This window comes from Thalassobacter stenotrophicus (assembly GCF_001458315.1).
GTDB lineage: Bacteria > Pseudomonadota > Alphaproteobacteria > Rhodobacterales > Rhodobacteraceae > Thalassobacter > Thalassobacter stenotrophicus.
In genome coordinates this window covers 106736-119051 of record NZ_CYRX01000010.1, presented here as the reverse complement: position 1 = coordinate 119051, position 12316 = coordinate 106736, and the positions used below count along the sequence as shown (strand labels likewise).

Below are 12316 nucleotides of genomic sequence, written 5' to 3'. Positions count from 1 at the left end.
TCGCAGAGGGCGCTCAGAAGGTAGGCATCATGGCACTGTTGAATGCAAACGCGCAAAAAGGTTTGGGCGTCGTGGTTTTGATCGCGGGGCTGGGCGCGGCTGTCTTTTGGTTGCGCCCTGGCGCTGAGCCTGAGGTTGTGGAAGTGCCTGCGCCTGCAGTGGTCGAGCCGCAAAAAGCGCCTGAATCCATCGTGATTGCCGAGGTTGAGCCGGAGGCTGAACCTGAGCAAGAAGTCGTGCCGATGGAAACGCCTGAGGTTGCAGTCGTAACGGATGAGGCGTCACCGCCGGTTGTGTCTGCACCAACCGAAGTGGTTGCCGCTCCGGCGGAGACCGTGATTGTGGCTGAGGAAGTGGTGGCGGATGAGGCTGAGGCCGATCCTATTGAAACCGCTAACGAAACCGCCCAGCCCGAGGTGGACGAAGCGCCTGCCAAGCCCAGCCCGCCTGTCGTCTCAACCATAAGAATTGACCCGATTGGCAATGCGCTTTTGGCCGGCACCGCAGTGCCCGGCGCAACAGTCCAGATCGTCTTGGGGGCAGAGGTTTTGGCCGAAGTGCGCGCCAATGCGCAGGGCGATTTCGCCGCGTTGTTCGACCTCGCACCCAGCGAAACGGCGCGCAGCTTGCGCGTACGTGTTCAGCTGAGCGACGGGTCCGTCGTCGATGCCGATGATACGATCTTGGTCGCGGCGGTGCAGCCCACCACACCCCCAGTTGCAATCGCGACGGACGCAGGAGGCGAGACACCGTCAGAGCAAATGGCGGCCTTGGATGTAGCGTCTGATGCGGACGAGCCAATCAAGGAATTAGAGCAAACGACTGAGGATACGTCGGTTGAAGCTCCTGTCGAAATAGCTTCAGCAGTGGCTAAGGTCGCGCCAACAGTGCTGCGGAGCCAAGGGGATGCCGTCGAAATCGTGCAGGGTGCACCGGATCTGGTGGCGGACATCGGCATCGATACGATCACCTACGATGAACTCGGAAATGTTGTGCTGAGCGGGCGCGGCAAGGACGAGCGGGTCGTGCAAGTCTATCTTGATGATGAGCCCGTGCGCACAGTCGATATCGGTGAAGAGGGCACATGGCGGACGGAATTGTCCGACGTGGAGGAGGGCGTCTATACGCTGCGGATCGACGCGTTGGACGCTGACGGGACAGTCGTTTCGCGGCTAGAGACCCCGTTTGAACGCGCCCCGGCACAGGTCGCTGCAAGCGTTGCGCAAGCGGGCGATGTGTTTGTGACGGTGCAGCCCGGATTTACTTTGTGGGGGATCGCAAAGTCGCAATACGGCGACGGCCTGCGCTATGTTCAAGTGTTTGAGGCAAACCGCGCTTTGATCCGCGACCCAGATCTGATCTATCCCGGCCAAGTGTTCGAAGTGCCCGCGGCGGCAAGCAACAACTGAACCATATTGGTTTCGCTCTGGTGATGCCGGATCGGGCCGTTTAGACTATCGTAACCTCATTAAAAGGTTTTTTGCGTGCGCGCCCCTCAAGACCCCCAACCAGCATCTGAATTCTCGGCGTCCGGCTTGTCCGTCATTCGCCGTGTCGCACCGTACCTATGGCCGGAGGACAAGCCATGGGTGAAGCGGCGCGTTGTCTTGGCCCTTTCGATGTTGGTTTTTGCCAAAGTCATCGCGGTCGGCACGCCCTTTTTGTACAAGGTTGCGGTGGATGCGCTTGCGGGTGAGGCGGTTGATGCTGCGTGGATGATGGCGCTTGGGGCCGTCGGGCTGACCATCGCATACGGGATGGCGCGCGCCATGACCGTGGGTTTCCAACAGTTGCGAGATGTGATTTTCGCAGCAGTCGGGCAGGGTGCTTTGCGGCAGTTGGCGCTGCAAACGTTTACCCATATCCATCGGCTGTCGTTGCGGTATCATATCACGCGCAAAACTGGCGGGCTGAGCCGGATCATTGAACGCGGCGTCAAAGGCGTGGATTTTCTTCTGCGTTTCCTGCTGTTTTCGATAGGCCCGCTTCTGCTGGAGCTGTTGATGATCGCGGGCGTTTTGTTCGTTTTGTTCGACGCTTGGTACCTTGTGATCGTGGTGGGCACGATTGCCATTTATGTTTGGTTTACGTTTGCCGTGACCGAATGGCGGGTCAAAATTCGCAAGGTCATGAATGAACAGGACACGGATGCGAACCAAAAGGCCATCGATAGTCTGTTGAACTTTGAAACGGTCAAGTATTTCGGCGCCGAGGCACGGGAAGCCGCGCGTTATGACAGTGCGATGGAGCGGTATGAGGCGGCGGCGCTCAAGACGTCATACTCGCTCGCGTTTTTGAACTTTGGCCAATCGCTGATCATCACATCCGGGCTTGTGGGCGTTATGGTCCTTGCGGCCGTTGGGGTGCAAAATGGTGCGCTAACGGTTGGCGATTTTGTGATGGTAAACGCCTACATGATCCAGATCACGATGCCGTTGAACTTTTTGGGTACGGTGTATCGCGAAATCCGGCAAGCTTTGGTTGATATGGGTGAAATGTTTGGCCTGCTTGAACAACCAGCCGAGGTGCAGGATGCGCCCGGCGCAGCTGACCTCGACGTATCGGCGGGTGACGTCCGGTTTGATGATATCCACTTTGGTTACGATGCAGCGCGTCCGATCCTAAAGGGGGTGTCGCTGCACGTACGACCCGGCCAAACAGTCGCGATCGTGGGGCCGTCTGGATCGGGTAAATCCACAATGGGTCGCCTGTTGTTTAGGTTCTACGATGTGACCGGGGGGGCGGTGCGGATCGATGCGCAGGACGTCCGCGATGTGACACAAGCCAGTGTCCACGCGCGTATCGGGATCGTACCGCAAGACACCGTCCTGTTTAATGACACCCTGTATTATAACATTGCATATGGTCGTCCGGATGCCACTCGGGCGGAAGTTGTTGAAGCCGCGCGTGCTGCAAAGATAGATGGCTTCATCGAAAGTCTGCCTGATGGCTATGACACGCAAGTGGGTGAGCGGGGCCTAAAGTTATCTGGTGGTGAAAAGCAGCGCGTGGGTATTGCGCGTACCTTGCTAAAAGACCCACCGATCTTGGTTTTGGACGAAGCGACTTCGGCTTTGGACACTGAAACCGAGCGCGAAATTCAGTCTGAGCTTCGAGAAATGAGTGCGGGCCGCAGTGTGATTATGATCGCGCACCGTCTTTCTACAGTGGTTGATGCTGACATGATTGTTGTCCTGGAGGGTGGCGTTATCGTTGAAAGTGGCACCTACAAAGAACTCATCACACAGGATGGGCGCTTTGCCCAAATGTGGTCCAAGCAGCAGTCCGAGGCAGAAACGGCGGCATAGCGGCTGCTTTAGATGGCAATCTAAAAGAACTCTATGTCCTCGCTCGACGCGTTGGATTGTGCCGCTTTTGGCTCGGCCAGACCCTGAAGTCTGTGTTGCAAGCTGGTCAAATTGACTACGTCTATCAAGATAGTGGCCTCGTCTTGAGGTATCGGCGTCACTTGTGAAGCATGGGTCATCAGATGGGACAGTTGTTCAAGGACCTGCGCCAATTCGTCAATCTGTTGAATACCCGTGATTGTGGTTTCTTGTAGGGTATCACCGCCCAGAGCATCTTCTAGGTGGGTTTCGACATCCTTGGCGGTTGCAGACAGACGAGACAATTCCTGCGCGATGACGGCTTGAAGCTCCGTTGGCTCAGTTGGCAAAGGGTTCATTTTTTAAAGCTTGCCCACAACGGCTTCGATGCAATCGCGCATTTCAACGGGTGTGAATGGTTTTTTGAGAAAGTTATTCATGCCCAACTGTTTGCCGGTACCGACGATTTGCGCATCGGCTTTGCCGGTAATGAGGATGAACCCGGTGCCACGTGTAGTTGGATCGTGGCGGATGTGTTGCAGCAAACGCAAGCCATCCATTTCCGGCATGTTGTAGTCCGAAATCACGAGGTGCGCAGGGCTTGCCTTTAGTTGATGCATCGCCGTGAGGCCATTGTCGGCATATTCCACTTGTGTGATCCCGAAAGAGTCGAGCGCATTCAGGATTAAGCCACGGCTCGTAGCCATGTCGTCCACGACCAGGACTTTGAGTTGATCTCGGAGTGCCATTATTTGCCTCTCATTTATTCGGTGCGTTGGTAGCTGGTCAGACCAGCGGAACGGAACGCCTTGTTGGTGTCGAGGTTGACGCGCTCACTGTGGCCGACGAACAGCCAGCCTTTTGGTTTCAGCTGTTTGCCAAATTTTTCGAAAAGCCCCTGCTGGGTCGGCAGGTCGAAGTAAATCGCCACGTTTCGGCAGAAAATAGCATCAAATCGACCTGAAAAAGGCCAATCTCTCAGGAGATTGAGTTTCCGAAACGCAATCAGTTTTTTGACGTTTTCTTTGAAGCGGAAGTCTTTTGGATTCTCGGTCGCTTCAATTAAATCGCTGAAGTAATCTGATCGGTCGTCTGGCAGGCTGTCCTCAGGGTAAACCCCGGCTAGGCCATGATGCAGGACGTTGGGGTCAATATCTGATGCGAGAACTCTAAAGTCGGCTGTTGCAAGTTGGGGCGCATGTTTCAGGCAGTAGGCCGCGATTGTAAAAGGCTCTTGTCCGGCAGAACAGCCTGCGGACCAAATGCGTACGGGATCGCCTTTGCGTGCCGCTTCTACCATCCCCGGAAGAACCTCTTTGCCAAATAATTCAAAATGATGAGCTTCGCGAAAGAATTGGGTGACGTTTGTTGTGAGAGCTGAAATCAGGTTGATGCGTTCGGCCTCACCATCTGGGTCGTTCTGCCGAAGCAAGGCACAATAGTCTTCGAAAGTTCCGAGTTTGAGGTGACGCAATCGCTTTTGGAGCCGCGAATAAACGAATGCCTTTTTTGAGGCGGGTAAAACGAGACCGGCCTCGTCATAGGCAAGTTTCGATACAGCTTGAAAGTCTGCTTCGCTTAGTTCGGAACGTTGGGTGCGCATTTGGTTCAAGCGGCCGCTTGCCCTGTTTCAGGCAAAACACCCGCAAGGTCGATGACGCGGATCATGCGGTCCTCCACTATCGTTAGGCCGCTGATGAATGAGCTCGCTTTGCCGTTTGCAAGTTCCGGTGGCGGTTGGATATCGGATTTTTGCAGGGTCAGAATGTCAGATACGGCATCGACTAAAACGCCCAAGGTTTGGGTTTCGAGCTGCATCACGATGATGACATTGCGTGAGGTTGCTTCGATCGGATCCATCCCGAGCCGTGCACTAAGGTCAACTATGGGCAGGACTGCCCCCCTAAGATTAATGACGCCGCGGACATAGTCAGGTGCATGTGGCAGGGATGTGGCGGGTGACCATCCGCGGATTTCACGGACTTTCATAATATCGACGGAGTACTCTTGCTCTCCTACGCGAAAGGCCAAAAGCTCCAGGTCGCTGTTAGAGGCATCTGTTGGGTCGTGGGTCATTTTCTATCCTGCCATGGAAAGGGCGGTGGGTGTATCCGGTGAACCGGCGCGCGCGATAAGATCTACGGGATCAAGGATGAGGGCGATTTTGCCGTCGCCTAGGATTGTTGCTGCCGCAACGCCAGGGACATAGCCGTAGCTGTCCGCGAGGCCCTTAATGACGACTTGCCGCTGTTCATGGATTGTATCCACAACCAACGCGTAGGGCTCACCGTCCTCGGCGCTGATAAAGAGGACAACGGCATCTTCGGGAATGACGTTCGGCGCGCGGTACCCAAACTCGACGGCTAGGTCCAACAGCGGAACAAATTTACCACGGATGTGAACAACTTGGGTGCCTTGATCCAAGGTTTGAATCTCTGCGTCCGCAAGCGTCAGCGTTTCTACAATGGAGGATAGGGGCACAACCATCGTTTGCTCAGAAACCTCGATCACCATCCCATCTAGGACCGCGAGGGTGAGGGGCAGGCTGATCGAGAATGTCGAGCCGTGTCCCGGGGTTGATTGGATTGAAATCCGCCCACCGAGAGATTGAATGGCCCGTTTGACCACGTCCATACCTACACCACGACCTGAGAGGTTGGAGATTTCTGTGGCAGTGGAAAAACCAGGCATGAACAAAAGGTTGTCGATTTCGGCGTCGCTTAGGACGGCATCTGTTGGAACCAGTCCTTTGCTTTGAGCGATTGACAACACGCGCTCACGGTTGATGCCCGCACCGTTATCTTGAATTTCGATGACAACGCGGCCTGACCTATGCGTGGCGCGCAGGTGGATCGTACCCTCGGGGTCTTTGTCGGACTGCTCCCGTTTTTCGGGTGTTTCCAAGCCATGATCGACGGCGTTGCGGATCATGTGGGTAAGCGGATCAGCGAGGCGTTCGATGACCGTCTTGTCGATCTCTGTTGCTTCGCCCTCTAGCACCAATCGCACCTTTTTGTGCGTGTCATGGGCGGCTTCACGCACGATCCGTGACATTCTTTGGAACAAAGGTTTAACGGGTTGCGCACGGATAGCCATGACTGAGTCTTGGATGTCCCGGGTCAGTTGTTGGAATTCATCTAGACCGGTCGAGATCGTTGTATTCGAGGTCAAGTTCTGAGCCGAAAGACTCTGTGAAAGCATGGCTTGATTGATGACCAACTCACCCACAAGGTTAACAAGCCGGTCGATCCGCTCCAGATCCACGCGTACGGTTGCCGCGACGGGTGCGGCTTTGGTGGGTGTAGGGGCTGGTGGTTTAGGGGCCTCATGCGGGGTGTTCTCTGTGGCAGGTTGCGCCGGTGCTTGGTCATCTACTGAGGGCGCGGGTAAATCTGGCAAGGCAGGAAGGTCTGGAAGATCAGGTAGCGCTTCTATGTCAGCTGTGTCTGGCGTGCTTTGGTCTGATGTATTCTTGGTGATTGCGAGGGTACATAGCCCCTGGGCAAACTCAAACACCTCTTCAATGTCGGTTTGTGACGTGTCGGCTGACAGCGTGAGGTCCCAGTGCAAGTTGGTTTGGCTAGGGTCAAGCACCTTAAGCGAAGGCAGATCTGCGGTGTCACAGATAGCCGTGACCGGTCCCAATTCGGCGAGGGCTCGCATCAAAAATAGGGGTTCGTTGCCGCTTTGATTTAAGCCTTTCTCTGTGGTGAAGCGGATCGTCCAGACTGGCGTTGTAGCCGCTGCCTCATCCGTGACCTCACCGATATCCGCGTCCACTTGGCTGCCGATGGCGGGCAGGTCGAGCGACAGCGTCATCGGAGCGAAGTTTAGCTCCTGATCGGCATCGTTGCTGGTCTCGTTGGTATCGCCTCCTCCGGGCATCAGTGTTTCTAATTCGGCAATAACGACCGTATTCTTAGCCTCATCCACGGGCGTTTCATCCCGGGCTGCGGCGACCAAATCGGACAAAGAATCCGCTGATTTTAAAAAGAGCAGAACCGCATCAGCGTCTATCGCGAGGCGGTCTGATCTCACCTCATCCAAGACCGTTTCAAATCGGTGCGCGAAGTGGACGAGATCGTCCAACCCAAAGGCACCCGCACCGCCCTTGATCGAATGGACTGCACGGAACACCGCATTGACAGTTTCAGGATCGGTATCACCGCCCTGAACCTGCAATAACCCTTCTTCGAGGCTTTCGAGAAGTTCGCTACATTCAACAAAGAATGACGCTTTGATTTCTGCCATTGGGTCCATGAATTAGCCCCCCGTGACCATGCGCAGGGCCCCAACCAACTTGGCTGGGTCAAACGGCTTTACGATCCAACCGGTGGCACCGGCTTGTCGGGCGCGCAGCTTCATGTCTTGCGCGCTTTCGGTTGTGAGCACGAGGATGGGAATGCCTTGATAGGCATCTTGTTTGCGAACCTCTTGGATGAATTCGAACCCGTCCATGCGTGGCATATTGATGTCAGTGATGATCGCGTCCGGTGCCATCTGCGACAAAACCTCAAGCCCATGCACACCATCCTCGGCCACTTGGGAGGTTATGCCGGCTTGGGTCAGCGCAAGCGTGACCATGTTTCGGATGGTGCGACTGTCATCTACGGCGAGAACATTCATGGAGCCGCCCCTTCGGTTTGGATTGCGGAAAGGTCGGTGCCAAAGCTGGTCAAACAGCTAAGAAATTCGGCGGAGGGCGCATCAATCGTAAGAGCCCGACTGTCCGCCGCTAAATGCGGCTTGGCCGCTAGCAGAACCTGTAGCCCCGGCGTGGTCAGAATATTGACGCTGGATGCATCAATCGTGACATCGCTGGAGCCAGATAAAAGGCGGTCGCGCAGGTCAATACTGGCCGACAGATCAACACGGGCGGGAAGAGCAATGACAGAGGCCATGATCACACCGCATTGCACAGGAATTGGGTCATAGGCAGGTTCAAAGCGCGTCCCTTTCAATCTCGATCTGACCCCGAGATAGACTGAAGGATGCTAAGAAACGGTTACTCGAGGTTCAGTTTTTCACGCCAAAACAATCAATCGCCCGGCGTAGCCAAACAATGCCGCATAATCATCCGGCAAAACATGCGGGGCAAACTGTGTCAAAATTCGCAGGAACGGCCTGTGCGCTGAAAAATCCAACGCGCCCTATGACGCCATAAAAGCTGACAAAATTGCTGTCCATCAGCAAATTAACCGCTGTCGCGTGGTCACGCGTCGTGGGCCGATGTCACCTGCGCCGCTGTGTGGCGTGGCGCGGGCCCAGTCGACTGGCCCATGTGTAGGGTGACATCCCAGACCTCTTGGGTGTGGGGTGCGGTGGGCGATGCAATGCGATCAAGCAGCAGTTCAGCACATCGCCGCCCCGCCGCCCGAACCGAAGACCGCGTGCCGGTGAATAAAGGCGTCTCACCCCCGTTGCCGATGTAGGACAGCGCATCATCATGACAGACAACGGAAATATCGCGCCCTAGCTTGAGCCCAAGTTCCGCAAGCGCGCGGTGCACCCCAAGCGCGATCACCACGGATGACGCCAAGAATGCGGTCGGTGGGTTCGCGGCGGACAACAGCCGCTTTGCCCCATCGTAGCCCGCATGTTCGGTCATCTCATTGTTGGTGATTAAATCGGGGGCAGGGGCAAAGCCCCGCGCGGCCAGTGTTTCGCAATAGGCGCGCTCACGCTGGTCGGCGTAATCGACACCTTTGGTCCCGTTCAGCAGGCCAATGCGTTCATGCCCAAGGTCCAACAGCATGTGGGTGGCCGTCGTAAAAGCACCGTAATTGTTGATATCCACATAGGAATACTCGATCGCCTGCGGCTCTGCCCTGCCATGCACGACGAACGGCAGGCCCAGATCGTGCAGGACCTTGATCCGTGTGTCTTGGGGTACGGGGGCGTGGACGATCACACCGTCTACAGTGCCTTTGCCCGCCAAGTCGCGGTAGGTACGTAGCTCATCCGTATCACTGACGACGGACACAAGCATATCGTACCCGGCTGTGGCATAAACCTCGCTCGCGCCCGCGATGAAATCCGCGAAAACTGGGTTCACCATTTCGTGATTGCTAGACAAGGGGATGACGTGCCCGATGGCCATGGATCGGCCGGTGGCCAACGATGTCGCCCGGCGCGAGGGCTTATAATTATACGCTAGCGCGGCTTGGTGTACGCGTTCGCGGGTCGCGGCCTTTACCTCTGGATAACCGCCCAAAGCACGAGACACTGTCGTTTGCGACAGCCCTAGTTTTTCTGACAATTGTTTGAGGTTCACGGGTAAAGGCTTTCGGGAAATAAATTGTGCGTTAACGGTAGGGGCCCCCTTAGTTTTTGTCAAAGAATGCGAAGGGCGAAGGCAAGGCTACCGCATTATTCAGCGTAATCGTGATAGAGACGTATGGCTCTGGTCGTCGGTACCGGGCTGGTCCAACGCGCAGAATATCCAAGGCCAATTTGTTTCGATTAAGGCTTGCCAAAGCGCTTTCAAATACGCCACGCTGTAACCCAAGACATTAAAAACATGCGTTTCGTTGTGCTGGCTTTGGTTTGATTGCTGGGTGTGACGAGGGAGGAATTAGAATGAAGAAAGCACTGTTGTGCTGCGTGGCGTCCTGTGCGCTATGGCCCGCCATGGCAAACGCCGACGGACATCTGCCCTTCGCGCCGGGAGAGGGCGCGTTTTCTTGGGACAGTTACACCGCCTTTGCTGAGGACACTGACCTGTCGGGTCAAACCTTAACGATCTCAGGACCATGGACCGGGGCAGAGAAAGACAAGTTTGAGGTGGTTCTGGCCTACTTTGAGGCCGCCACAGGCGCGCAGGTGCAATACTCAGGCTCCGACAGCTTCGAACAGGATATCGTGATTTCAGCGCGCTCAGGCTCTGCGCCGAATTTGGCGGTGTTCCCGCAGCCGGGCCTTGCGGCGGACTTGGCCAGTCAGGGGTTGCTGACGCCATTGCCACAAGACACCGCAGATTGGGTGGCGCGGAACTATGCGGCTGGCCAGTCATGGGTCGATCTCGCGACCTATCCAGGTGCGGATGGCGCATCGGGGTTTTACGGCATGTTCTACCGTGTCGATCTGAAATCGCTAGTTTGGTATTCGCCCGATGCCTTTGATGAGGCGGGCTATGACCTGCCTGAAACCATGGAAGATCTGCTCGCGCTGACGGATCAGATCGCAGCGGATGGCGGCACGCCTTGGTGTATCGGTCTGGGGTCAGGGGCGGCCACCGGTTGGCCCGCGACCGACTGGGTCGAAGACATCATGCTGCGGATCAACGCGCCAGAGGATTACGACGCTTGGGTCCGCAATGAGATCGGCTTTGATGACCCCAAAGTCATCGAGGCAATTGAGAAATTCGGCGTATTTGCGCGCAACGAGGCCTTTGTGAACGGTGGCGTGAGCGCGGTGGCCAACACCGATTTCCGCGACAGCCCATCGGGCCTATTTGCGATCCCGCCCCAATGCTACATGCACCGTCAGGCATCGTTTATCCCGGCGTTTTTCCCAGATGGGACGACCATGGGCCAAGACGTGGATTTCTTCTACTTTCCGGCCTTTGCGGACAAAGACCTAGGCAAGCCCGTGCTGGGTGCGGGGACGTTGTTTTCCGTGACGGACCCGTCCGAGGCCGCGACGGCGATGCTGGAGTTCCTGAAGCTGCCCGTCGCCCATGAAACATGGATGGCACAGGGCGGATTTTTGACGGCGCACGCAGGCGTGAACCCGATGACCTACATCGACGACAGCAGCCGCGCCCAAGGCGAAATCCTGCGCAACGCGACGACCTTCCGCTTTGATGCATCGGACCTGATGCCGGGTGAGATTGGCGCAGGCGCGTTTTGGACGGGCATGGTCGACTACGTCACGGGCGAAGATGCCAAAACCGTGGCCGAAGGCATCCAAGCCCGCTGGGACGACCTAAAGTGATCCCCCTTAACGGACCCTCCAAGGCGCGTGTCCTGCGCGCCTTGGGCCATGTTGCTTAGTCGTCAAAGGGGCATTGATGTCACCGCTTCTCCAAGGCGCGCTCACGATATTTATCGGTGTGGGCGGCTGTGTGGCCTATTTCTGGGCGTCCAATGTGGTGCTGGATAAGGTCCTCTTTCCCGCACGTGGCCCAAACGCAGGGCGCAATATCAATCGCGCCAATCTGATCCGGCCTTGGTTGTTCTTGTTGCCGGCGCTGTTGGCGCTGGGGCTGTACCTTGTGTACCCGGTGTTCGGCTCGTTCAGTCGATCGCTTTATAACCGCACGGGGGCTGAGTTCATCGGGTTCGGCAACTACCGCATCATGCTGGGCGATCCGGAGTTTCGCACCGCCCTGACCAACAACCTGTTGTGGGTGCTGATCGTGCCAGCGGCCTCGACGTTCTTTGGGTTGTTGATTGCGCAACTGACGGACAGATTGCGCTGGGGCACGGTGGCGAAATCGATCATCTTTATGCCCATGGCGATCTCCTTTGTTGGGGCCGCGCTGATTTGGAAGTTCGTCTATGCCAACAATCCCGACATCGGTCTGATCAACGCGATCTTGGTGGCCTTTGGAACAGAAGCCAGCATCGACGTTCTGCAAATCCCGTTTTGGAATAACCTCTTTTTGATGGTCATTCTGATCTGGATTCAAACCGGATTTGCCATGGTGATCCTGTCGGCGGCTTTGCGCGGTGTGCCAGAGGAAACCATCGAGGCTGCGATCCTGGATGGGGCAGGGCCGGCACGGGTGTTTTTCTCGATCAAGGTGCCACAGATCATGCCCACAATCGTGGTGGTTTGGACGACGATCACGATCCTCGTGCTCAAGGTTTTTGACATTGTCTACACCATGACCGGGGGCAACTTCGGCACGCAAATCCTGCCGTCCTACATGATGTCATACATGTTCCGCGATGACGGGCGCGCCACGGCGGTGGCCTTTGTGATCATGCTGATTGTTCTGCCCGTGATGGTCTGGAACATCCGCCAAGCCCGCAAGGAGATGTGAG

12 protein-coding genes are annotated in these 12316 nt (G+C 56.3%); 4 read left to right on the top strand and 8 right to left on the bottom strand.

Going from position 1 to position 12316, the window contains the following annotated elements; genetic code table 11:
- Window positions 1-29 precede the first annotated feature (29 nt).
- Both THS5294_RS03760 and THS5294_RS03755 read left to right on the top strand, forming a co-directional pair.
- Window positions 30-1409, top strand: a complete 1380-nt coding sequence (locus THS5294_RS03760; RefSeq protein ID WP_058122679.1) for a LysM peptidoglycan-binding domain-containing protein — start codon at window positions 30-32, stop codon at window positions 1407-1409.
- A gap of 75 nt (window positions 1410-1484) precedes the next feature.
- The gene (locus THS5294_RS03755) at window positions 1485-3308 is read left to right on the top strand and encodes an ABCB family ABC transporter ATP-binding protein/permease (RefSeq protein WP_058122678.1); all 1824 of its coding nucleotides are present in this window, start codon (window positions 1485-1487) and stop codon (window positions 3306-3308) included.
- Between the two features lie 20 nt (window positions 3309-3328).
- Here the strand turns inward: THS5294_RS03755 and THS5294_RS03750 are convergent, their stop codons facing one another.
- The 8 genes from THS5294_RS03750 to THS5294_RS03715 form a co-directional block, all read right to left on the bottom strand.
- On the bottom strand, window positions 3329-3685 hold the full coding sequence (locus tag THS5294_RS03750; protein WP_058122677.1) for a DUF8776 family protein: 357 nt from the start codon (window positions 3683-3685) through the stop codon (window positions 3329-3331).
- Between the two features lie 3 nt (window positions 3686-3688).
- A complete protein-coding gene (locus THS5294_RS03745) occupies window positions 3689-4075 on the bottom strand; it encodes a response regulator (RefSeq protein WP_038002803.1) in 387 nt (128 codons plus the stop codon).
- A gap of 14 nt (window positions 4076-4089) precedes the next feature.
- Window positions 4090-4929, bottom strand: a complete 840-nt coding sequence (locus tag THS5294_RS03740) for a CheR family methyltransferase (RefSeq protein WP_058122676.1) — start codon at window positions 4927-4929, stop codon at window positions 4090-4092.
- 5 nt (window positions 4930-4934) lie between these two features.
- Window positions 4935-5402, bottom strand: a complete 468-nt coding sequence (locus THS5294_RS03735) for a chemotaxis protein CheW (protein WP_058122675.1) — start codon at window positions 5400-5402, stop codon at window positions 4935-4937.
- A gap of 3 nt (window positions 5403-5405) precedes the next feature.
- Window positions 5406-7577, bottom strand: coding sequence for a chemotaxis protein CheA (locus tag THS5294_RS03730; protein WP_058122783.1), 2172 nt, complete (start codon window positions 7575-7577; stop codon window positions 5406-5408).
- A gap of 12 nt (window positions 7578-7589) precedes the next feature.
- Window positions 7590-7952 (bottom strand): response regulator, encoded by a 363-nt coding sequence (locus tag THS5294_RS03725; RefSeq protein WP_058122674.1) that lies wholly within the window; start codon window positions 7950-7952, stop codon window positions 7590-7592.
- Complete coding sequence (locus tag THS5294_RS03720) at window positions 7949-8287, bottom strand: STAS domain-containing protein (protein WP_058122673.1); 339 nt, start codon at window positions 8285-8287, stop codon at window positions 7949-7951. Before THS5294_RS03720 ends, THS5294_RS03725 begins: the two co-directional genes overlap by 4 nt.
- 251 nt (window positions 8288-8538) lie before the next feature.
- Entirely contained in the window at window positions 8539-9600 is a 1062-nt protein-coding gene (locus THS5294_RS03715) for a substrate-binding domain-containing protein (RefSeq protein WP_058122672.1), read from the bottom strand.
- Between the two features lie 305 nt (window positions 9601-9905).
- Here THS5294_RS03715 and THS5294_RS03710 point away from each other — a divergent pair, with 305 nt between their 5' ends.
- Both THS5294_RS03710 and THS5294_RS03705 read left to right on the top strand, forming a co-directional pair.
- The gene (locus THS5294_RS03710; protein WP_058122671.1) at window positions 9906-11261 is read left to right on the top strand and encodes an ABC transporter substrate-binding protein; all 1356 of its coding nucleotides are present in this window, start codon (window positions 9906-9908) and stop codon (window positions 11259-11261) included.
- A 76-nt stretch (window positions 11262-11337) separates the two neighbouring features.
- Complete coding sequence (locus THS5294_RS03705; protein WP_058122670.1) at window positions 11338-12315, top strand: carbohydrate ABC transporter permease; 978 nt, start codon at window positions 11338-11340, stop codon at window positions 12313-12315.
- The last annotated feature ends 1 nt before the right edge of the window (window position 12316 follow it).